A 20,497-nucleotide genomic window follows, 5' to 3' on the forward strand; every position below is an offset into this window, starting at 1 on the left:
GCGGTGATCACGCGTCGGGTGTGCCGGGCACGGGACCGGGAGCATCAAGGCGTAGCACGAGTGCACGTAGGGCCCTGAGTTCGGCGTCCAGGGCCTGCGCACCTTCACGGGTGAGGGATACCCATGTTCGGGGGCGTCGACCGGCATAGCCCTTCTCCACCGTGATCATTCCGGACTCCTCCAGCACCTTCAGGTGCCGGGAGAGATTTCCGTCGGTGACGGCCAATTGCTTCTTCAGGAAGCTGAACTCGACCCGGTCAGCTTCGCGGGCAACAGTGAGGACACCGAGCCGCACGCGCTGGTGGACGGTGTCGTCCAGCGCCTGGGTGGGATGCAGTTCCTCTTGGTCGTGCTGCGTAGCGGTCGAGTCTTCGACGCTCATGAGGCGACCGTACCCGCAGCTCCGACACCGGGCGCGCCGCGGCGGCGGACCGCTGTCCACTCGCACAGACCGCCGAGAAGCAGTACGGCAGCGAGCAGAAAGGCCTTGACCTGCGGTCCGTCGGCCCAGCCGGGGTGGGTGGGGTGCTGCCAGGGAAGCCATCCACTACCCCAGGAGGCTCCTAGGTACCCCGTGAGCAGCAGGGCGTGAGCGATGCCGGCCGCCGCGGCGATCCAACTGCGTTCGGCAATGCCGAGGGCGAGAAGTCCGATGCCGACCAGATACCACGGGGAGGCGTAGCTGTTCTCCAGCAGCACGGCCTCCCACGGCTGATCCTTGCCGAACAGCAACGCCACCAGAGCTGCCGTGATCACAGTGGTCGCTGCGGCAGTCACGCGGACCCACATGCCACGCCGCGGGACGACGCCCCGGGCCTCGCCGCGCAGGCGGTACCAGCGGGCGAAGACGAACCATGCGAGGGGGAGGAGCGCGAACCACACGCCCCATGCCGCGAAGCGCAGGACGGCTCCGTCGAACTCGCCCTTCAGGCAGGGTGTTCCCGGTTCGTGGACGACGCACAGGCCGGTCAGCTCGGCGTAGGCAAAGGCCGGATAGGACCCGATGTAGCGCCCATGGGCTCCGAAGTTGAAGGCGTACCGGGCGACCGGAATGGCCGCCAGTGCAAGGAGCCCGAAGCCAAGGAGGGGAGTCCAGGCTCCGTTGGTCTGCGTGCGGGTCCTCGCTCGAAGGCCTTCCGTCGCAGCCAACAGGACGGCCGCGGCCGCCCTCGGTTCTGATCCCGCGCTGCTCGGTGCCGATGTCCCCATCTGTCCCCCTTGTAGTCGGCGCTCTGGCAGCGCTCGTGAGCGGATCGCCAGATGGCCGCCCGCCGAGAGTTAACTTTGCGATGCAAAGTACATGGCAGTCAAGAGTAAGCCGTGTACTGACAACAACAAGAGGGCCTTCCACGGAGCAACGCCGGGTCGTCGACGAGCACTCCGTGCCGTGGTGCGGCGGCGGCAGAAGGCAGCCTCACCCGGAAGGGCCTCCAGGCAGACGCCTCCCGCGCAGTCCCGGAAGCCACCAGGCCGGAGGCACACGGCGGGCGCTCTGCGCAACGCCGCCCTTCGCGCCGCACGGGCTCACGGAATCCTGCTGGTCGTCACGCATGCCAACGAGCAGGCACGGTCCGTCCTGCACCAGATCGGGCTCTCCCCGCGCCCTGTCGCAGGGGGACCGCACCGCCGGATATCCACGCCTCCACAGGGTGCTCCCTGCCGAGATCCGGCAATGTCGGTGCTGCCTGACTGCGCGCCAAGAACCTGTCAACGCAGCGTAAAGAACGTGTAGGGTTCCCGGCGGTGTGCCGGGAAGCCTGGTCGGCGGTTGAGGAGAACTCTCTTCGTCGATCGGGAGCTGAGGCATGGTGCTCGTCGTGGTCTTCGGGGTGGCGCTGCTGATCGCGGTGCTGCTGTCCGGGCTGGCCGCCCGGACCGTTCTGTCCACCTCTCTCCTCTTCCTTGTCGGCGGCGCCCTCGTCAGCGACGGCTTCCTCGGGCTGATCCACATCACACCGGACAGCGAGATCGTGTCCGTCACGGCCGATCTGGCCCTGTTCGCGGTGTTGTTCACCGACGGTATGCACGTCTCGTTCCCGAAGCTGCGGCAGAACTGGAAGAACCCGGCTCGCGCGCTCGCCCTCGGCATGCCGTTCGCGTTCGTCGGCATGGCTCTGATCACGCACTTCCTCGTGGGCCTGGACTGGACGACGTCCTTCCTGGTCGGTGCCGTCCTCGCACCCACCGACCCGGTTTTCGCCTCGGCGATCGTCGGGCGTAAGGAAGTCCCGGTGAAGCTACGGCAGTTGCTGAATGTGGAGAGCGGTATCAACGACGGGCTCGCCCTGCCGGTCGTCCTCATCCTGATCGCCGCGGCCGGCCCGAGCTCCGGCCACGCCGAGGCCGACCTCGGGAAGATCGCGCTGGAGCTGGTCCTCGGGCTGGTCTTCGGCGTCGTACTCCCCTTTACCGTAGTCGAGCTCGTACGGTTCCGGCTGCTGGGCGCCGAGCCGAAGCTCCAGCCTCTGCTGCCGCTGGCGATCGGCGTGATCCTGTACGCGATCTGTCACCTCACGCACGCCAACCCGTACCTCGCCGCGTTCTCGGCGGGCGCGGTGCTCACCGCGCGCTCGCTGGAGGCGAAGGAGTCGTTCGCGCCGCTCGGCGAGGCGCTGGCCGAACTCGCGAAGTTCGCGGCGCTGTTGGTGTTCGGCGCGCTGCTGACGCCGCGGCTGTTCGGTGACCTTGGTTCCGGCCGCCGACCGTCGGCCCGGAGGCGAGCGTCATGTACAGCGCGGCGCTCATGGACCGCACCCACGCCCCACCGTTCGCCGTCGTCGAACGCGACGGCAGCAGTGACCACGCCCGGCCGGCAGATGCCGTGAGGGCAGCCCGCCTGATGGAACGACTCGTCGGAGGACCGTGAACAGCTGGCAGAGCTGGGCGGCGCTCGTGGTCTTCGTGGCCACGTACAGCCTGATCATCAGCGAGAAGATCCACCGCGTCGGCGCGGCACTCGGAGGTGCCGCGCTGATGCTCGCGATCGGGGCGACCGACGACGAGTCGGCGTTCTTCTCCGAGCAGTCGGGCATCGACTGGAACGTCATCTTCCTGCTCCTGGGCATGATGATGATCGTCGGCGTGCTCAAGCGGACGGGCATGTTCGAGTACCTGGCCATCTGGTCGGTGAAGCGGGCCCAGGCACGCCCCTTCCGCGTGATGGTCATGCTCGTCGTCATCACCGCCGCGGCCTCGGCGCTCCTCGACAACGTCACCACCGTCCTGCTGATCGCCCCGGTCACCCTGCTGGTGTGCGAGCGGCTCGCGCTGCCCGCCGCCCCGTTCCTCATCGCCGAGGTGTTCGCCTCCAACATCGGCGGCACAGCGACCCTGGTCGGTGACCCTCCCAACATCATCATCGCCAGCCGCGCCGGCCTGACCTTCAACGACTTCCTGGTCCATCTCGCCCCGCTGAGCGCCTTCCTGACCGTGGTGCTCGTCGCCCTGTGCCGCTTCCTGTTCCGCAAGACCTTCGTCTACGACGAGTCGCGCGCTCTGGAGGTCATGGCGCTGGAGGAGCGCGAGGCGATCAGGGACCCCCGGCTGCTGATCCAGGGGCTGGTGGTCCTCGTCCTGGTCGTCGCCGGATTCGTGCTGCATCCGGTGCTGCACTACGAGCCCAGCGTCGTCGCCCTGCTCGGTGCCGGACTGCTGATCGCGATCTCCCGTGTGGAGACCGGTGAGGTGCTGGGCGAGGTCGAGTGGCCCACCCTGGCCTTCTTCGCGGGGCTGTTCATCATGATCGGCGGCCTGATCGAGACCGGGGTCATCGGCGAGATCTCCAAAGCCCTGGCGGATGCCATCGGCGACAACGAACTCGGCGGCTCCATGCTGCTGCTCGGCGCCTCGGCCGTACTGTCCGGCATCGTCGACAACATCCCCTACGTCGCCACCATGGCCCCGATCACCGCGGATCTGGTACAGAACATGGGCGGCGACCCCGACCACGTCATGTGGTGGGCGCTGGCCATCGGCGCGGACCTGGGCGGCAACGCCACCGCGATCGGCGCGAGCGCGAATGTCGTCGTTCTCGGCATCGCGGAACGCAACCGACAGCCCATCACCTTCTGGCAGTTCACCAAGTACGGCCTCGTCGTCACAGCCGTCACCGTGGCCTTGTCGGCGCTGTACGTGTGGCTGCGCTACTTCGCCTTGGCGTGAGGGGGAGGCGACGAGCGACATGACCGCGGTGGGCCGGGCGGGCTGCCGAGGACCATACGTCTCTCGCTTTCCCCGCGCAGTGCGGGCTGACGATGTGCGGGGCGGGTTCCACCGGGCGACTCAGCCCGTCTTCCGCCCCCATCGGGTGCTGATCCGCTCCCACTCCGCGGCCCACAGCGCCATACGGTGTCGCTCCAGCCCCAGACGCACCATCCACACCGCGCCCCACACCAGGCCGCCCGTGCCCGCTCCCGCCAGTACGCCGCCCCAGGTTGCGTGCAGCTGGGTCTCCCCCTCGGTCAGTGGCGCGGCAGTGATCTGCCCGTTCCCGTCCGTCCACACGGTGACCGTGGTCCCCGCGCGGCTCCGGGGCGTCACCCGGGCCTCGTCCGTGTGCGTCGAGCCGTCCGTCGAGGTCCAGCGCACCGTCGCCCACACCCGGTGATCGGTGCCGACCCGCGAGGGCAGCCGGTCCTCCGCGTCCTCGACGAGCACGGCCGGGACCTCGCGGCTCTCCGCTCGCTGCCGCTCGGCGGACCGCTCGACCGCGGCGGCCGCCACCAGCCCGGCGATCAGGCTCCCCACCAGGATGAGCACCCATCCGGCGAGCACGACCCACGCCTCGATGACATCGCTGGGCCGCTTGAGCGGATTGCGCCGCCACCGCCACAGTCGTACCCGTGCACACCGTGACCCAGCCATCGGCGGACACCCCCTCGCACACGCCGGGAGCACTCTTCAAGTGTGCCCCCGACGGCGTCCGCCGCGTATGTTCCGCGTCAATGTCCTCGCCCTCGCGCACCTGGTGTACGACCCTGGTCACAGGGACGCTTTCAGCAGATGAGGAGCCCGCCGTGCGCGCACGGGACCTGGCGGTCGGATACGAGACGGTGAGCGTCGACAGCGAGGCCCTGGACGCGGCACGGCTGATGGCCGAGCACCGGCTGCCGGGCCTGCTGGTGCTGGACGAGCACGGCGAGCCGAAGGCGATCCTGCCCGCCTCCCAGATGGTCAAGGTGCTGGTGCCCGCCTACGTGATCGAGGACCCGACCCTCGCCGCGGTCGTCGACGAGCAGCACGCCGACAAGCTGTGCCGGGCGCTGGCCGGCCGTCGCGTCGGGGACTGCCTGTCCAGCAAGGCCGAGCCACCGCCGATCGCCGACCCCGACGACACCGCGCTGGAGGTGGCCGCGCTGATGGCGCGGGTACGCAGCCCCCTGGTCGCGGTCGCGTCCAAGGACAAGGCCGGGACGCATCTGCTCGGTGTCATCACCGCCTCCCACCTGCTTCATGAGCTGCTCGGGGCCGCCGGGCCGTCAGCCTCCGCGTGACCGTCCCCGCCCCCTCATGACTGGTCAAGACCGGAAGCCCGGAGGGTCCCCAGAGGTACGGCCACCAGGGTCCGGGATTGCGTGTGGCCTCTCAGTGCTCCTCGTGACCAAGGGTGGGGCGAGTCGCGTGGCGGGCCGTCGGGTTGGCGATGAGGTGGCGTGGGTCCGTGGCTCGAATGATCGCGGTCTCGACGGCGGCGATCCGGTCGGCGAGCAGGCCGAGCGTGGCCACCGCGCGGGCGAGCGCAGCGAGATGGGGGTCCCCCCGGCCGAAGGTTGGGTGAGGGTCGTGGTCCGGGCCGCCGAGGGTCTGTGTGCGGGCGTACGCCGCCTTCACCTCGGCCCAGCGCAGGGCCTGTTCGTCGGTCAGCGTGCCGCGCAGTTCCGCCAGCTTGAGCAGGTTGGCCTCGGCGCCGGTGGTCAGGGTCTGGGCCTCGGCCCTGTAGTGGTCGTCGATCACGGCCGCCAGTTCGGCGTCGTTCATGACCGGCTGGATGCGCTGGGCGAGTCTGTTCATGGTGCGGTAGGAGCCCTGGAGCTGGAACGGCGGCTCGGTGCGGGTGGCGTCGGACATGGCCGCGGAGGCGATGTAGGCGGCGTTCACCGCCAGGACGGTGTCGCGGGCCGTCAGCAAGTGGCCCAGGACGGCCAGGATCCGCTCCAGTTCGGCGGGGGTGTACGGATGTGCCGGCCGGTCGGCACGGGCCGTCGAATCGCCCTCGGCCAGACGCAGCAGCAGCTCCACGTCGGTGCGCTCGCGGCCGGCGAGCGGGGCGAGGACCGGGTTGGCGGTCAGCGCGTTCTCGATGAAGCTGAGGGCGAAGGCGTCCTCCTTGCCGGTCAGGACGTCGCCGAGGTTCCACACGTCGGCGCGGTTGGCGAGCATGTCGGGGACGCGGAAGCGGGTGCCGGACTCGGTGTAGGGGTTGCCGGCCATGCAGATGGCGAATCGCTTGCCGCGCAGGTCGTAGGTGCGTGGTTCGCCGTTCCGTACGCCCTCGATACGGCGGGTGGCGTCGCACAGCGGGATGAACTTCTGGAGCAGTTCGGGCGAGAGGTGCTGGATGTCGTCCAGGTAGAGCAGGGTGTTGTTGCCCGCCTCCAGCGCGAAATTGATCCTCTCGATCTCCTGGCGGGCCGTCGCGTTCGGTGCCTGCGCCGGGTCGAGGGAGGTCACCGACTGGCCCAGCGCCGGGCCGTTGACCTTCACGAGGACCAGGCCTAGCCGGTCGGCTACGTACTCCATGAGGGTCGTCTTGCCGTAGCCGGGCGGGGAGATGAGCAGGAGCAGGCCGCCGGTGTCGGTGCGTTTCGACCGGCCGGTGGTGCCGAGCTGCTTGGCGAGGCTGTCGCCGATCAGTGGGAGATACACCTCGTCGATGAGGCGGCTGCGGACGAAGGCCGACATCACCCGCGGCCGGTGCTCGTCCAGCCGGATCCGGGTGCGTTCGGCGGCTACCAGCACCGTACGGCGGCGCTGGTAGGCGCGGTGGGCGGGGACCTCGCGGGCACGGAACTCACCGGTACGGGCCAGGAGTTCGTCGACGCGGAGGGTGAGCCGACGGCCGGTGATGCGCGGGTGGGCGCCGAGCAGGCCCTCGACAGTCTCGGTCAGCGGCGCGTCGGACTCGTAGCGGGGCAGGTCGGGGCAGAGCTCGGCGGCCACAGCCTCCGCCAGGTCGCCGTGGGTGAGCTCCGTGCCGGTGGCGGCCGCGTACGACGTCAGCCACGCCTCGACCAGTTGGCGCCGGGCGGCCGGGTCGCCAAGGGCGGCGAGGTCGTCGTCGTAGGCCGAAGTGCCCACCGTGCGGCGGAACTTGTCGAGCAGCGTGCGGGTGCCGGCGCTGATGACGAAGCCGTCGGGGCCGCTGGTCAATTCCTCGAAGAGGTAGGCGGCCGCGGCTTGTGTGCCGACCGTCTGAGCCAGCTCGGCCCGTAGGTCGTTGACCGCGGGCGCGAGCCCGAAGGTGTCGCGGGCCCGGGCCATGGAAACCGCTCGCCGGGTCCAGCTGTCGCGCTCCTCGGCCGTGGTGCCGTGAGCCCAGAACAGCTGGGCGGCGGCGCGGGCGGCGGGCTCGTGGCGCAGCGGCCCCGCGCTCTCGTGCAGGCGCAGGAGTGCGGTGAGGATCAGGGTCGCGTCGTGGTCGTGGACGCCGCGTTCGTACCCCTCGTCGTACGCCGCCTCCGCCGCCTGCCGGACCAGGGCGGGCAGATCGGCCGCTGCCAGCGCCTCCGGGCCGTGCTCGTCCAGCAGCCGGGCGGCGAGGTGTTCGGCGCGGTAGACGTCCGGAGACTCCGAGGGCAGGGGGCGGTCCCAGTACGGGCGGGTGGCGGCGAAGTCCGGGTCGGTCACCGGGGAGCGGTAGTCCGTGCCGGTGAGCGCGAAGGCGAGGGTCTCGCCGTGCGGGACCAGGGTGAGGTCGAGGGGCTGGGTGTTGACGGCGAAGCGGTGGGTGCCGAGGCGGAGGGTGCGGCCGTCGTCGGAGTACAGGTCGGTGCGGTCTCGCAGGGCGCGCAGCGCCTCCTGGCCGGCGGACTTCAGGCGGCCGTCCACTTCCTCCGCCCTGACCTGGTCGCCGAGTTCGCGCAGTTCGTCGGCGATGCGGCGGACCTTGGCGGGCATCGGGTCGGAGGTGAAGTACGTGGCGACGGCGTCCGCGTCGGTGAGCGTGGCCGCCCTGCGGTTCACGGTCTGCAGAACGCGGGATGCGGAGTCGGCGAGGCGTTCGGCGCGGCGGGCTCGGGTGTCGGCGAGGGTCTGCTTGCGGGCGGAGAACGCCTCGTGGACCTCGTCGCGCTTGTCGGCCAGCGCGCTGAGGAGGTCGTCGGACTCGGCGAATCTCGACTCCAGGCTCTCCAACTGCACGAGTATGCGGGCTAGTTGCTCGTCACAGGCGTCCGGTCTTTCGGCGTCCGCGAGTGCGCCGGTGACGGCTTGGCCGAGCAGCGCGAACTCGGCGGCGAACTCCGCGCGTCCCTCGCGGTTCTGAAGGTCGCGGCGGCGGCCGTCGAGGGTGGCCCGAGCGCGGTTGACGCCGGCGAAGACCTCGGCGATCCGCTCCAGGACGGCCGTACGGACGGTGGCGTCGCCGATGTCGAGGCCGGCGACGACCTCGGTCACCGTGCGCAGCTGGTCGGCGAGTTCGTCGAGGCGGGCGGCGACGGGCCCGGCCTCGGCGACGGTGGCGATCACCTCGGCGTCGGAGACCAGCGTCTCGACGTCGGCCTGGTGATCGGCGAAGGCGTCCTCGCGGGCGAGGTGGGTGACGGCCCGCTGCCCGAAGGCGGCGAGGTCGGTCCCGGTGTCGGCGGCGAGTGCGTCGATACGGGCGATGTCCGCGTAAGGAAGGTCCTTGAGGGTGAGCAGATGGCCCTGGGCGTGCCGGAGTTCGGTCAGGCCGGTGACCCAGGCGGCGGCACTGCGGGGAGCTTCGCCCCGCAGACGTCGTACGACCGTGGCGACCCGGGTGGCAGCCTCGGTGAGCGCGTCGGCGGCCTGGCGGGTGAGGTCCTGGACGGTCTCGAACTCGGACAGCACCTGCTCGGCGGCGGCCCGCACCTGCGCGAGAGGCTCGGCCAGATCGCCGAGTTCGGGTTCGCCCAGCCAGTGGTAGGAGTCGGCGGCGCGGACGCACGCGGCGGCCAGTGCCTCGTACACCTCGCTCGTCGGGTTCGTCCCGGTGACCGCGCGCGTGATGGACAGGCAGTCGGAGATACCGCGCACGAGGTCGGAGTTGCCGACGCGGGCCAGCGGGCCGGTGCCGACGGGGAGGGCGGCGGCGTGGGTGTCCGAGACGTACGGGGACGTCCACAGCTGGACCGGGTGCACGCGCTGCGGCTCGTCGCTGTCGGCGCGCAGGACGACGAGCGCACCGTCGTCGAAGAGCGCCCAGCCGTGACAGGACAGCGGGGTGGCGACCTCCTTGCGGATCACGTTGTACGGGAGCAGCAGGCTGCGGCCTTCCACCCGCGCGTGGAAGGCGTACAGCAGGTCCTCGCCGTTCGGAGAGCGCACCTCGCGCTCGAACTCCAGGCCCGTGGTGTCGAGTTCGTACGTCCTGTGCGTGCCGGAGGCCAGGCAGTAGCCGCCGGGGAAAACGATGCCCTGGTCCTCGGGCAGCCGGCGGCAGGCCCTGCCGATGCCGTCGAGGCGGGCGACCTCCCTGGTCAGGGTGTTGAAGACCAGGTAGCGGTCGGCATCCTCCTTGTAAGGGAGGATGCGCAGCAGGATCAGGGCGCCCACGCGCGCGTACGCGATGCCGGCGTCTGCGAGGGACTGCAGCGGCTCGTCGACCGGCTCCGTGTAAATGCCCTCGCCCGTCTCGGTGTTGTCCTCGGCCTTGACCGTCAGCGTCCCCCCGAGCGTCTCGACGAAGACCTCGCCCTCGATGGACACGTGCGGGTGACGGCCAAGGACGTGGTCCTCGCGGGTCGTCCGCGTCCAAGCGAAGTCGTGGGTGGGCGGAAAGACGCGGTCGCGATCGCCCCGCGCGTCCAGGAAGGCCACCTGTCCGTCGTCCGCGAGCGTCCAGCGCAGCACACGGATGTCGTCGGCCTTCTCGCCGGTCCGGAAGACGGCGAGCAACTTGCCTTCCACTCTGCGGAGTTGGAGGAGGTGCGCCTGCCGGTAGTAGCGGTGGAGGGCGGCGAACTCCCGTACAAAGGCAGGGTCGTCGAGCAGGCCGGGCACGGCGTCGTCGGGCAGGCGGTTCAGGTCGCGGTCGTGCAGCGCGAAGACGTCACCGACGGCCGTCTCCGGCTTCAGGCCGAGGAAGCCGTTGTGACCGAACAGCAGTACGTCGCCGACGGCGACGAGGTCGCGGGGCACGCAGGCGTGTTCGGTGCGCAGCCGTTCGGTGCCGGCCAGTTCGAGCCGGGACGAGCCGAACTCCTCGGTGCGGCGGGCGTTGAGCGCCTCTGCACGGCGGGCCAGTTCGGCGGACTGCGCGGTGAGGCGCTCGCGCAGCACCTCGTAGGCGCCCATGTCGAGCGCGCCGTACGTGCCGGTGTCCGGGCCGGGGGTCATGGGGTCCCTTTCAGAAAGGTGGTCATGGGGTCCTCTCAGAAAGTGGGTGAACATGGCCGGGAGCTGCCGTCCCCTGTGCGGCAGCTCCCGGCCATGGGCCGTCAGAGCTTGGCGTTGCCGTTGACCGTGGCGAGCGGAGTGTCGGCCAGACCCAGCTCGCCGGCCCGGTCCAGCAGTTGCTGGAACTGTCCGGCGTTCACGCCGTCGGTCTTCATCAGCTTCATCAGCAGCGCGGAGACGGTCACGTTCTGCACGTCGGCCGTGGACACCGAGCCGAGGATCCGGCCGAGGTCGTCGGTGAAGCTGGAGGTTCCGTCCAGCCAGGGCTTCACCAGCGCCTGCGCGGTCTCGGAGTGCTGGACGAACCCGTCGACGCCCTTGCCGAGCGCGATGGAGGACACCAGCCGGTCGAAGAAGACCGAGTCCCCTCCGACGATGTTGATGTCGGCGTTCTCCAGACCGGTGGCCAGCACCGTGGCCTGCGCCTCGGCGACCTGCCGCTGCACCTCGAGACCGGCGAGCCGGATGTCCTTGTCGGCCTCCAGCCGCAGCCGGTACTCCTCGTGCCCGCGAGAGGCGTCGTCCAGGATCGCCATCGCCGCCGCCTTCTCGGTCAGGCCGGCCGCCTCCGCCTTGAGCTTCTCGCCGATGCCCTCGGCCTCGGCCAGGGCCTGCGCCCTGGCGCCCTCCGCTGCCGCCCGCATCCGCGCCTCGGCTGCTCCCGCCTCCGCCCGGCCGGCCTTCTCGATGACCTCGGCCTCCTTGTCGCGTACCTGGACGGCCGCAAGGCCCTCGGCCGCGCATTCGGCCTGGACGCCCTCGGCGAGCCGCAGCTTGGCCTGCGCGTCGAGGTCGGCACTCTTCAAACGGGCCTCCGCCAGAGTCACTTCCTCGGCGGCGCGGTGGGAAGCGGCCTGTTCTGCGGCCTCCGCGGCCTTGATGTCCTTGACCAGCTGCTCCTGCGCCTCGGCCTCGGCGGCGATGACGACCGCCTGCCGCTGACGCTCCGCGTCCTCCACCACCCGCAGCGTCTTGATGGACTCCTCCTGCTCGGCGACGGTCCGGTCCACCGCGATCCGTTCCCGGATGACCTCGGCGATGTCCCGCTTCTCCGCCTCGACCTCCTTCTCGGCCGCGATCTGCGTCAGTTGCGTCTCCCGCTCTCGGGCGATGACCTCCAGCTGACGGTCCTTCTCGATGCGCTCGTTCTCGATGGCGATGACCCGCTCGCGGTTCTTCGCGGCGACGGCGACCTCGCGGGCCTGGTTCTCCCGCTGCACACCCAACTGCTCCTCGGTGCGCAGGAACGCGCCCTGCGCCCGCAGCCGCTCCTCCTCCACCACCCGTGCCGTCTCGGCCTCCTCGCGGGCCCGCACGGTGTCGATCTCCCGACGCTGCTTGATCTCCGCGTCCGCCTGACGCCGCTCCAGCTCCAGGATGGCCTCACGGGCGTCGACGTTCTGCCGGGTGATCTCCTTCTCCTCGGTGCGCTGCGCCTCGTTGGTGGCCACGTGCTCCACGGCCGTCAGCTCGGTGATCTTCCGGATGCCCTGGGCATCGAGGACGTTCGCCGGGTCCAGCTGGGTGATCGGCGTCTGCTCCAGGTAGTCGATCGCCGCGTCCTCCAGGTGGTAGCCGTTGAGGTCGACGCCGATGACCTCGATGATCCGGTACCGCAGCTCCTCGCGCTTGGTGTACAGATCGGTGAAGTCCAGTTGCTTGCCGACGGTTTTCAGCGCCTCGGAGAACTTCGCGTGGAACAGCTCCTGCAGCGTGTTCCGGTCACTTGCCCGCGCCGTCCCGACGGCCTGGGCGACCTTGATGACGTCCTCGACGGTCTTGTTGACCTTCACGAAGAACGAGATGCGGATGTCGGCGCGGATGTTGTCCCGGCAGATCAGCCCTTCCTTGCCGGCCCGCATGATCTCGATGGTCTTCACCGAGATGTCCATCACCTCGGCCTTGTGCAGCACCGGCAGCACGACCTGCCCGGTGAACGTCACGTCGACCTTGCGCATCTGGGACACGATCAGGGCCTTGCCCTGCTCCACCTTGCGGAACAACCGGGCGACGACGAGTACGACGAGCAGGCAGACGGCGACGAGCACGCCGATGCCGACTATCACGGCAACCATGGCATACGTCCTTCAGGGATAAGGGAGTTGAGCGTGAGGCAGAGAAGAGGCAGAGAAGCCGCAGCTGAGATCCCGAGGCGGCACGAATCAGGCGGCGTGGTCCCGCAGGTGAGGCTCGGCGGCATCGCCGGTGCAAGCGTCGCTCGGCACAGGCAGCCCGGGTTCGTCGGGGAAGAGGCGATGCAGCGGCCGCACGATCCGGCGGGTCAGGGACCAGGCGACGAACAGCGCCCCCACCGGTACGCCCGGACGCAGCAGGCCGACGGCAGGCCCCGCGGGGGCGAACACGTCAAGCGCGACCGCTGTCCCGACGCTCAAGGACCAGGCGACCACGGTCACAAGTGAGAGGGCGACCGTCACGGGCACCCCGCCCAGGTGCCATCTCCCCAGGTCCACGTCCGTGTCGAAGCTGTCCACGGCGGCGGCGCCCACGGCGACCAGGAGCCAGAAGCAGACGACCACGACGAGGGCGGCGGACAGCAGGATCGTGTGCAGGCCCGTGGCCGCTGCCAGAAACGTCCACATCTCCTGCTCCCCCCTTCCGACGCTCTGCAAGTGGGCACGGCTTCCCCCGGTTCCGGTGCCGGACCACCTGCCGGTGTCCGGCACCGGAACCATCCGCCGTGCTCCCCGTGAACCATGCTGCACGAGGGGATCGCACCCGCGCATTGCCGGTTCCCGGCAACGTTCATTAGGGTCTGCATGCCGGTGGGCGTCAGGAAACCGTCAGCGGCGCGTCAAGAATCGGGGGCGGGCGTGACGGAGCGGGAGATTCCCGAGCAGTACCTGGACGGCTACGACCGCATCCTGGCCGAGGTGTCGACCACCGGCCGACGTCTCACCCGGGACGAGCTCCAGGCCCGGCGCGCCTTGGGGGAACAGGCCGCGGAAGCCGGTCACGGGCTGCGTGCCCTGGTCAGCGCACACCTCACCGCCGCCCGCACGGCCTGGCCGGGCACAACCGGCTCGGCCGCCGACGCCCTGGCCGCCGTGCAGCAGGTCATCGACGCCTTCGCCGAGGGCTACGAACGCGCCCAGCGTCTCGCCGTACGCCAAGAGGAGGCCGCACGCCGGGAGTTCATCGACGACCTCCTCTACGGCCGCAGCGACCTGGGCCGCCTCGCCGAACGCGCCGAACGCTTCGGCCTGCGCCTGTCCCAGGCCCACGCGGTCGCCGTCGCGCGGGGCCCGGCCGCCTATGAAGAGGGCGACCCGGTACCCCGGCAGGTGGAACGCGCGCTCAACTCCCGCTTCAGCGACCGCAGCGTCCTGCTCACCACCAAGGACGGCCGGCTCCTGTGCATCGCCCCCGGCCACCAGGACGAGATCCTCACCCACTTCGCCAAACAGGCACATGCCGCCACCGACGGCGGCCAAGTCGCCATCGGCCGCCCCCAGCCCGGCCCCGGCGGCGTCGTCCAGTCCTACGAGGAGGCCCTGGGCGTTCTCGAACTGGCCGAGCGCCTCGACCTCGACGCCCCCGTCCTGCGCGCCGCCGACCTGCTGGTCTACCCGGTCCTCACCCGCGACCGGCAGGCCATGGCCGACCTCGTCACCGGCACGCTGGGCCCGCTCAACACGGCCCGCGGCGGCGCCGATCCCCTCCTCGACACCCTCACCGCCTACTTCGACTGCGGCTGCGTGGCCGCCGAGGCCGCCCGCCGTCTCTCGCTCAGCGTGCGCGCCCTGACCTACCGTCTGGAACGCATCCACAAACTCACCGGCGCCAACCCGGCCGACCCGGCCCACCGCTACATGCTCCAGACCGCGGTCATCGGCGCGCGGCTGCTGGACTGGCCCGTCAAGGCGCTCTGACCACTGCCCTTGTTCCCCGGCAGTCGCCCCTGTCATATCGGTCGGGCCGTCGGGCCCCCCGCCCCGCTCCTTCAGGGACCTGACGGCCCTCGGGATTCAGCGCAGCGTGTCGAGGACGGCGATGATGTCGGCCGGTTCGGCTCGGGTGGTGTAGTCGGAGTTGACGAAGGCCCAGCGGATCGCGCCGTCGCGGTCGATGACGTATGTGGCGGGCAGCGGGAGTGTGCGCGGGTGGCCGTCGTTGACGCGCTGGAGGTCGAAGCCGAGTTTGTCGTAGACGGCGGCGAGGTCGTCGGGGAGGTCGAAGGCCAGGCCGTACTGCTTGGCGGTGTCGGAGCCGATGTCGCTGAGGACGTCGAAGGCGAGTTCGTGCTTCTCGGCGAGAGCGAGGGACTCGTCGGGGATCTGCGGGGAGACGGCCACCAGGCGGGCGCCGCGTGCGGTGATGGCGTCATGGTGCTGCTGGAGGGAGCGCAGGGCGATGTTGCAGTACGGGCACCAGGCGCCGCGGTAGAAGGTCAGCACGACCGGTCCGTCGGCGAGGAGGTCCTCCAGGGCCAGCGGCTGCCCGGTCGCGGCGGGGAGGCTGAAGCGCGGTGCCTGCGCGCCGACGGCCAGGGCGCGGTCGGCCTGGCCGGAGTCGGCGAGTTCCTGACCGGCCCGCTGCATGATCTCCCGGATCCCGGCGGGGATCTGCTGCCGGCGGGCTTCGTAGAAGGTGCGCAGTTCGGCGTTGAGGGTGGTCATGATGCTTGTTCCTCCTGGCTGACGACCGGAGCGGGACCGGACGCGACTCGGGGCTCTGGCAGTACCGGTAACACATCTTGAAATGACCGTTCCAAGATAGGGCCATGCATGGCCCCGCGCCAGCCCCGGCACGATGAACGGGGAGTATCTTGGAATCCTTATTTCAAGATGGCGGGGTGAAACATGCCGGACATCAAGCACTTCGATCCGGACGCCACCCTGGAGACCGTGGTGCGACTCTTCTGGCGGCAGGGCGTGACCTCGACCGGTATCCAGGACGTGGTGACCGCGACCGGGCTCAACCGCTCCAGCCTGTACGCCACGTTCGGCGGCAAGCAGGAGCTCTACCGCGCCGCGCTGCGCCGCTACCTGGAGCAGCGGTCCCGGCCGATGTTCCGGCGTCTGGCGGAGGACGAGCGGGGGCTGGCGGCCGTCTCCGAGTTCTTCGGCGGGCTGATCGATGCTCGTTGCTCGGGCGACTACGCCCGCTGGGGGTGCATGGTCTCCAACGCGCACGCCGGGGCCGACAACAGCGATCCGGACGTACGCGCCGTCCTGGACCAGCACCACCGGGAGCTGCGGGACGCGCTGTACGCGGCGCTCGTCACCGCCGAGCACCAGGGGCAGCTCGCCCCGGGCGCCGACCCCGGCGACTCCGCAGATCTGCTGGCACTGCTCGCCTACGGCGTCAACCTGCGCTCCCGTGCCGGTGCCGACGCCGTGACGCTGCGGAAGACGGTGACCGCCGCCCTGGGCTCGATCGCCGACCGGGCGGCGGCGTAGTCGTGCGTGGATCCGGCTCCCGGGTACGGACGCCAAGAGGAGGAGAGCATGCTCGCCGACCAGCACCGGGTCCTCGTCTTCGACGTCAACGAGACACTCAGTGACTTCACGCCGCTGCGCACTCGCTTCGAGGACGTCGGAGCCCCCGCGCATCTGCTGCCGACCGGGTTCGCCGGGGTACTGCGGGACGGATTCGCCCTGCCGGCCGCCGGTGCGTACGCGGACTTCGCATCGGTCGCCCACGACGGGGTACGGGCGCTGCTGTCCGGTCTGGAGGGCTGGGCGGGGGACGGTGAGGCCGCGGCCCGGCACATCCTGGATGGCTTCTCCCACCTGGACGTACACCCCGATGTACCGGACGGCATACGGAAGTTGAGTGACGCCGGTTACCGGCTGACGGCGATGACCAACGGCAGCGTGGCCCTGACCGAACGGCTCCTGGAGAAGGCCGGAGTACTGGACCGCTTCGAGTCCCTGTCGGACGTGCGCGGCCCCCGCTGCTGGAAACCGGCCCCCGCCGCCTACCACCACGCCGTCGCGCGGGCCGGCGTACGACCCGACCAGGCGCTGATGGTCGCCGGGCATCCCTGGGACATCGATGGGGCGCGGCGTGCCGGACTGGACGGTGCCTGGCTGCGTCGCGGGGCTTCCGTGTACCCACGGGCGATGGCCCCGCCCAGTTGCACAGCGCAGGACCTGCTGGAGCTCGCGGACGTGCCGGCCGCCGGCCGATCGTGAAGCTCGCCTTCGTCCGAGTGCACGGTGGCCGGGTTGCTGGAGTGCTCACCGGGTGGTGACCGCTCGCGAGAAGGCGGATGCTCGATGCCATGACGATCGACGTGACGGCCGACCGGGTCATCCCCCTGCCGCCCGAACGCGTGGCCGAGTACGCCATGGACTGGCGCCACGACGCCGACTGGACCCAGGGCATCCGTACGGCGGAACTGACCGCGGAGGCGGACGGGGGCGGCTTCGGAGCCGGGGCCGAGGTGACCCGTACCGCCTACTTCCTGGGCCGCCGCATCGACTACGTGCTACGGGTCACCGCGTACGAACCGCCCGGCCTCCTGGACATGGTCTCGGTGGCGGGCCCGATGCCGATGCACGTCACGTATGCCTTCGAGCCCCACCTGACTGGCACCCTCGCCCGTATCCGCGTCCGGGGCAGCGGGGGAGGTTTCTACCGGCTGGCGGCACCGCTGCCGGCCCGCCAGGTCCGCGCCAACCTCACCAAGGACCTGCGCGACCTCGAAGCAAGGCTCTTGGAACAGGGGTGAGAGGACGATGGCGTACGACGCAGGACTCGCGCAGAGGATCAGAGAGCGCTGGGCAGCGGACCCGGAGGTCAGCGAGAAGCAGATGTTCGGGACGGTGGTTTTCCTGTACCGGGGCAACATGGCCGGGGGCGTCACCGGCGACGACCTCATGGTCAGGGTCGGCCCGGCGGCGGCCGAAGCGGCGCTCGCCCGGCCGGGAACCCGTGTCTTCGACATGACCGGCCGTCCGATGCGGGGCTGGGTCGTGGTCGACGGCGCGGCGGTCGCGGAGGACGACACGCTCAGCGCCTGGCTCGACGAGGGACGCGCCTTCGCCGCGAGCCTGCCGCCCAAGTAGGACGCCCGGTAGAGGAACCGGCACGCAGTTTCGGACCCTTCCCATGCCACGTTGCCGATTGCACACGCGAGCTCGCCAGGCACGTCCATCGGTGGACGTGCCTATCGGTCGGCTCTCCGCCGACAAGACAGGCAGACAATCGGCGCCGCCCGAGGCCGTGCCCAATCAGTGCCCGAGCCGTGCCCGAGCCGTGCCCGTTGAGAGCGGACAACAGCGGTCCACCACGGTGCGAACCCAGTCACCCAGCTGCGCCACGAGGCCGCATAACCTCAGGTCAAGCCCGTCTCGCCGCCCAAGCGCCGTCGCTTCCCAAGCTCAGGGCTTCGGCCACCGAATACGCGGTGGCCACCTGGCGCGTGGTTCTGTAGTTTGCCCCCATGACCGCCAATCGAAGGGGCAATGCCGCGTAGGCGCCCGTCAGCCCTGCGGGGCGGCCTCCCTATCCGCCCCTGGAGGCGGCGACGGTACCCGTTCATTGATCGCCTTTCAGGATCTTGCACAGTTGACCTGCGGCGGCTGGAGCGGACCCGCTTCTGGCCCGAAGCCACAGAAGAAGCGTTCTGGCACTGGCAGGCCTATGCCCACGGCCCCCTCAGACAACTTGCAGACCCACTCACAGGTCCCGATTGCGGCATCCCTGAGTGCGGGTGTTACGGCGCCGGCTTCCGCGAGCACCTCGAAGCCGTGCTTCACGCACTGCCCAGGAAGAGCGCACGTGAGTTGCGCGCCCTCGTGTGGGCCCTCGACGGGAAGATTCTGGCAAGGGCCAAGGTCATCCCAGCTGACAGCCTGGACGTGCCATGGTGGCGAGGTCAGTTCTAGGACCATGGGCGGCCGTGTCAGTTTCCGTCTCAGTGACCCCCGTTCACGACCGTTCACGACCGTTCAGGCGAGACCCTCCGCCGTCCCCGCGTCGACAGCCAACCGCCCATGAACGCAGGTGAACGCCTCCGCACACACCCGCCCCCCACCACCACAGTTGGAAAGCGTGCGCCCTCGGCACTGATTTGGCGCGCGTCGGCGCTGCCCAGGCCGTGGGTGCTCCCCGAGTTCGGGGACCTGTCGGGGCACGTGCAAGGAGAGTCTTCAGTACGCGATGGCTCTCCATCGGTCGGCCCACAGCAGCCAGTCACCGCCCGTAGCGCCCACCTGGACGCGGCAGGCTTCCACCTGCCAGACGGTGCCGTGGAGCGTGGCGCTCGGAAGATCTGCTCTGACAACGTCGTAGACGTCGAGGTCATCCTCAACCGGTCGACTCCATACGGCCAAGAGGACAAGAGGACAGGGGCAAGGGGACAAGGGGAACTGCCGCCGTTGGGCGCCGCGCAGTTCCTGATCGACACCAGCGCCCTCGCTCGTGTCAGAGCGGGAGGTCGTCAGGCAGTACCCGGAACGCCTTGTGGCGGCCCAACGGCCGTACGGCCCGGAAGTCCCGTCGGTCGAGGGTGAGGATCGCGTCGGTGTCGTAGTCGGCGGCGAGCGCCACGTTCACCGCGTCGGCGAGGTCCAGGTCGAGCGCGCTGTCGCGGACTCGGACGGACTGCGCGGCGCCCAAGTGGTGCTCCGTGATCTGGGGCATGACGATCCGACCCCGGCTCATCCACCGCCGCAGGTCATCGACCGCGCTGACGGCGGCTGCTCGCCCCAGCTCGCGCGTGGCCACGTGATCGAGTTCCGCCAGCAGGAGCGGGGACATCACCAGGAGACCGGCCGCCATGATCGCCTCGTTAGCCGCTCCGTGTTCCGGATGCGTCGAGTCGAGAGCAGCCAGGAGGCCGGACGTGTCCGCAATGACGATGATCACGCGGCGGTTCCGGGGTCTGTCTCGCGGCGGACCGCATCGGCGACCGCGTCACGGACCTCAGCCTTGGTCGCCGTACGCCCCGGCCCCTCGAACGTCCGCGAGAAAAGCGGCTCGTCCCAGACCCGGTTCGCCATGGCCGCGAGATGGATCCCCTGTCGGATGATCTCGGCCTCGCTTATCCCCCTCCGCTTGGCCGCCTCCTTGATGATCGCCAGGTCTTCGGGATCGGCATAGACGTTCGTACGCTTCATGGACATGTACCAACGGTAGTCCATGTACTGGATTGATGTATTCGGGAATCCACTCGCTTTGAGGTCGAGTCGGAGTTCTTGAGCCGGTGTCCCATCCAGCAGGCCGCCGTCGGCAGGACGCTCACGACCTGCGAAGGGATTCAGGTGATCCACTCAGTGCCCCCAGCAGGCACCGACGCGTTCACAAGCGCACGATGGGAGACAACGCCTCATGGGAGGACGGGTCCATGAGCAAGATTCGGCATTCTCGGCACCCACAAGCCCAGCCGCCACAGACGTGGGGCGCAGGGGCCCCCGGTCCTTCGTCATCAGAACCGGTCCAATGGCCCGGACCGCCACAGGTTTCCCGATCAGGCAAACTGGTTTCCCCATCAGGCCAACTCCCCAACCAGGGGCAGCCCGCTCCTCCCCCGAGGAAGCGCCGTCGCGTCTTCTTCTGGATCTTCCTGGCAGTCCAGATCCTCTTCCTGATCTGGGTCGTGGCAGGTGCCGCCAGTAGTAGCGGGACGCCGGAATCGTGCTCCGGCCTGACGGGCGACAGCCTTCAACTGTGCAAGGACGCCGGCGACCTCGGCACCACGATCGGGGTGGGCCTGGTCGTCGCGTTCTGGGTGGCCACAGACTTCATCCTGGCCCTCACGTACGTGATCTACCGGATGGCCACCAGGCAGCCACGAGCGTAAGCGGGCCTGTCGTCCCTTGCAGTGCTACGGGCCGGGTGCTCTCTCAGCTGAAGCAGGGAGATTCCGCCAGCCGGGACGAGCGCGTGGCGTGGGAACGCAACAGTCATGTTTCGTTGCCTCCCTTTCCGTGTCGGAGCGCGTCTTGGT

Annotated in this window: 17 protein-coding genes and 1 pseudogene; 9 read left to right on the top strand and 9 right to left on the bottom strand. The window is 69.9% G+C overall.

The annotated features are described in order from the left end of the window. Positions 1-7 precede the first annotated feature (7 nt). Both ACFYPC_RS12270 and ACFYPC_RS12275 read right to left on the bottom strand, forming a co-directional pair. Positions 8-382, bottom strand: a complete 375-nt coding sequence (locus ACFYPC_RS12270; protein WP_388674105.1) for a winged helix-turn-helix domain-containing protein — start codon at positions 380-382, stop codon at positions 8-10. Next, a complete protein-coding gene (locus tag ACFYPC_RS12275; protein ID WP_388674107.1) occupies positions 379-1,209 on the bottom strand; it encodes a hypothetical protein in 831 nt (276 codons plus the stop codon). Before ACFYPC_RS12275 ends, ACFYPC_RS12270 begins: the two co-directional genes overlap by 4 nt. A gap of 596 nt (positions 1,210-1,805) precedes the next feature. On the opposite strand from ACFYPC_RS12275, the pseudogene ACFYPC_RS12280 reads away from it, so the two are divergent. Together ACFYPC_RS12280 and ACFYPC_RS12285 are read left to right on the top strand one after the other, a co-directional pair. After that, a pseudogene (locus ACFYPC_RS12280) lies at positions 1,806-2,696 on the top strand (cation:proton antiporter); the annotation flags it as partial. Positions 2,697-2,862: 166 nt separating this feature from the next. Continuing rightward, positions 2,863-4,161, top strand: coding sequence for an SLC13 family permease (locus ACFYPC_RS12285; protein ID WP_388674109.1), 1,299 nt, complete (start codon positions 2,863-2,865; stop codon positions 4,159-4,161). Positions 4,162-4,281: 120 nt separating this feature from the next. Here ACFYPC_RS12285 and ACFYPC_RS12290 read toward each other — a convergent pair whose 3' ends face one another. After that, a complete protein-coding gene (locus tag ACFYPC_RS12290) occupies positions 4,282-4,863 on the bottom strand; it encodes a hypothetical protein (RefSeq protein ID WP_388674110.1) in 582 nt (193 codons plus the stop codon). 152 nt (positions 4,864-5,015) lie between these two features. Between ACFYPC_RS12290 and ACFYPC_RS12295 the strand changes: the two genes are divergently transcribed. Beyond that, the gene (locus ACFYPC_RS12295; protein ID WP_388674112.1) at positions 5,016-5,492 is read left to right on the top strand and encodes a CBS domain-containing protein; all 477 of its coding nucleotides are present in this window, start codon (positions 5,016-5,018) and stop codon (positions 5,490-5,492) included. A gap of 91 nt (positions 5,493-5,583) precedes the next feature. Here ACFYPC_RS12295 and ACFYPC_RS12300 read toward each other — a convergent pair whose 3' ends face one another. The 3 genes from ACFYPC_RS12300 to ACFYPC_RS12310 form a co-directional block, all read right to left on the bottom strand. After that, the gene (locus tag ACFYPC_RS12300) at positions 5,584-10,518 is read right to left on the bottom strand and encodes a DNA repair ATPase (RefSeq protein ID WP_388674114.1); all 4,935 of its coding nucleotides are present in this window, start codon (positions 10,516-10,518) and stop codon (positions 5,584-5,586) included. Positions 10,519-10,619: 101 nt separating this feature from the next. Beyond that, positions 10,620-12,653 (bottom strand): flotillin family protein, encoded by a 2,034-nt coding sequence (locus ACFYPC_RS12305; protein WP_388674116.1) that lies wholly within the window; start codon positions 12,651-12,653, stop codon positions 10,620-10,622. An 87-nt stretch (positions 12,654-12,740) separates the two neighbouring features. After that, a complete protein-coding gene (locus tag ACFYPC_RS12310; protein ID WP_388674118.1) occupies positions 12,741-13,178 on the bottom strand; it encodes a hypothetical protein in 438 nt (145 codons plus the stop codon). Positions 13,179-13,409: 231 nt separating this feature from the next. Here ACFYPC_RS12310 and ACFYPC_RS12315 point away from each other — a divergent pair, with 231 nt between their 5' ends. After that, complete coding sequence (locus ACFYPC_RS12315; RefSeq protein WP_388674120.1) at positions 13,410-14,468, top strand: PucR family transcriptional regulator; 1,059 nt, start codon at positions 13,410-13,412, stop codon at positions 14,466-14,468. Positions 14,469-14,564: 96 nt separating this feature from the next. Here ACFYPC_RS12315 and ACFYPC_RS12320 read toward each other — a convergent pair whose 3' ends face one another. Beyond that, positions 14,565-15,215 (bottom strand): peroxiredoxin-like family protein, encoded by a 651-nt coding sequence (locus ACFYPC_RS12320; protein WP_388674122.1) that lies wholly within the window; start codon positions 15,213-15,215, stop codon positions 14,565-14,567. 183 nt (positions 15,216-15,398) lie between these two features. Between ACFYPC_RS12320 and ACFYPC_RS12325 the strand changes: the two genes are divergently transcribed. From ACFYPC_RS12325 to ACFYPC_RS12340, 4 genes are all read left to right on the top strand, one after another. After that, complete coding sequence (locus ACFYPC_RS12325; protein ID WP_388674124.1) at positions 15,399-15,998, top strand: TetR/AcrR family transcriptional regulator; 600 nt, start codon at positions 15,399-15,401, stop codon at positions 15,996-15,998. A 48-nt stretch (positions 15,999-16,046) separates the two neighbouring features. Continuing rightward, positions 16,047-16,736: a haloacid dehalogenase type II gene (locus tag ACFYPC_RS12330; RefSeq protein WP_388674126.1), complete on the top strand. Its 690-nt coding sequence runs from the start codon at positions 16,047-16,049 to the stop codon at positions 16,734-16,736. Positions 16,737-16,825: 89 nt separating this feature from the next. Beyond that, positions 16,826-17,275, top strand: a complete 450-nt coding sequence (locus tag ACFYPC_RS12335) for an SRPBCC family protein (protein ID WP_388674128.1) — start codon at positions 16,826-16,828, stop codon at positions 17,273-17,275. Positions 17,276-17,282: 7 nt separating this feature from the next. Then, positions 17,283-17,612 carry a TfoX/Sxy family protein gene (locus ACFYPC_RS12340; RefSeq protein ID WP_388674130.1) on the top strand — a complete coding sequence of 110 codons (330 nt, stop codon included), beginning with the start codon at positions 17,283-17,285 and terminating at the stop codon, positions 17,610-17,612. Between the two features lie 1,360 nt (positions 17,613-18,972). Here the strand turns inward: ACFYPC_RS12340 and ACFYPC_RS12345 are convergent. Together ACFYPC_RS12345 and ACFYPC_RS12350 are read right to left on the bottom strand one after the other, a co-directional pair. Beyond that, positions 18,973-19,416, bottom strand: coding sequence for a PIN domain-containing protein (locus ACFYPC_RS12345; RefSeq protein ID WP_388674132.1), 444 nt, complete (start codon positions 19,414-19,416; stop codon positions 18,973-18,975). Then, positions 19,413-19,673 carry a CopG family transcriptional regulator gene (locus ACFYPC_RS12350; RefSeq protein WP_388674134.1) on the bottom strand — a complete coding sequence of 87 codons (261 nt, stop codon included), beginning with the start codon at positions 19,671-19,673 and terminating at the stop codon, positions 19,413-19,415. The genes ACFYPC_RS12345 and ACFYPC_RS12350 overlap by 4 nt, the downstream gene beginning before the upstream one ends. Before the next feature lie 473 nt (positions 19,674-20,146). Between ACFYPC_RS12350 and ACFYPC_RS12355 the strand changes: the two genes are divergently transcribed. After that, positions 20,147-20,350, top strand: a complete 204-nt coding sequence (locus ACFYPC_RS12355; RefSeq protein WP_388674136.1) for a hypothetical protein — start codon at positions 20,147-20,149, stop codon at positions 20,348-20,350. Positions 20,351-20,497 lie beyond the last annotated feature (147 nt).

The sequence above is a fragment of the Streptomyces sp. NPDC005808 genome (assembly GCF_042871385.1).
GTDB lineage: Bacteria > Actinomycetota > Actinomycetes > Streptomycetales > Streptomycetaceae > Streptomyces.

Coding starts and splice junctions, on each gene's coding strand:
- ACFYPC_RS12270 (WP_388674105.1), bottom strand. CDS start 382: ATGAGCGTCGAAGACTCGACCGCTACGCAGCACGACCAAGAGGAACTG.
- ACFYPC_RS12275 (WP_388674107.1), bottom strand. CDS start 1,209: ATGGGGACATCGGCACCGAGCAGCGCGGGATCAGAACCGAGGGCGGCC.
- ACFYPC_RS12290 (WP_388674110.1), bottom strand. CDS start 4,863: ATGGCTGGGTCACGGTGTGCACGGGTACGACTGTGGCGGTGGCGGCGC.
- ACFYPC_RS12300 (WP_388674114.1), bottom strand. CDS start 10,518: ATGACCCCCGGCCCGGACACCGGCACGTACGGCGCGCTCGACATGGGC.
- ACFYPC_RS12305 (WP_388674116.1), bottom strand. CDS start 12,653: ATGGTTGCCGTGATAGTCGGCATCGGCGTGCTCGTCGCCGTCTGCCTG.
- ACFYPC_RS12310 (WP_388674118.1), bottom strand. CDS start 13,178: ATGTGGACGTTTCTGGCAGCGGCCACGGGCCTGCACACGATCCTGCTG.
- ACFYPC_RS12320 (WP_388674122.1), bottom strand. CDS start 15,215: ATGACCACCCTCAACGCCGAACTGCGCACCTTCTACGAAGCCCGCCGG.
- ACFYPC_RS12325 (WP_388674124.1), top strand. CDS start 15,399: ATGCCGGACATCAAGCACTTCGATCCGGACGCCACCCTGGAGACCGTG.
- ACFYPC_RS12330 (WP_388674126.1), top strand. CDS start 16,047: ATGCTCGCCGACCAGCACCGGGTCCTCGTCTTCGACGTCAACGAGACA.
- ACFYPC_RS12335 (WP_388674128.1), top strand. CDS start 16,826: ATGACGATCGACGTGACGGCCGACCGGGTCATCCCCCTGCCGCCCGAA.
- ACFYPC_RS12340 (WP_388674130.1), top strand. CDS start 17,283: ATGGCGTACGACGCAGGACTCGCGCAGAGGATCAGAGAGCGCTGGGCA.
- ACFYPC_RS12350 (WP_388674134.1), bottom strand. CDS start 19,673: ATGTCCATGAAGCGTACGAACGTCTATGCCGATCCCGAAGACCTGGCG.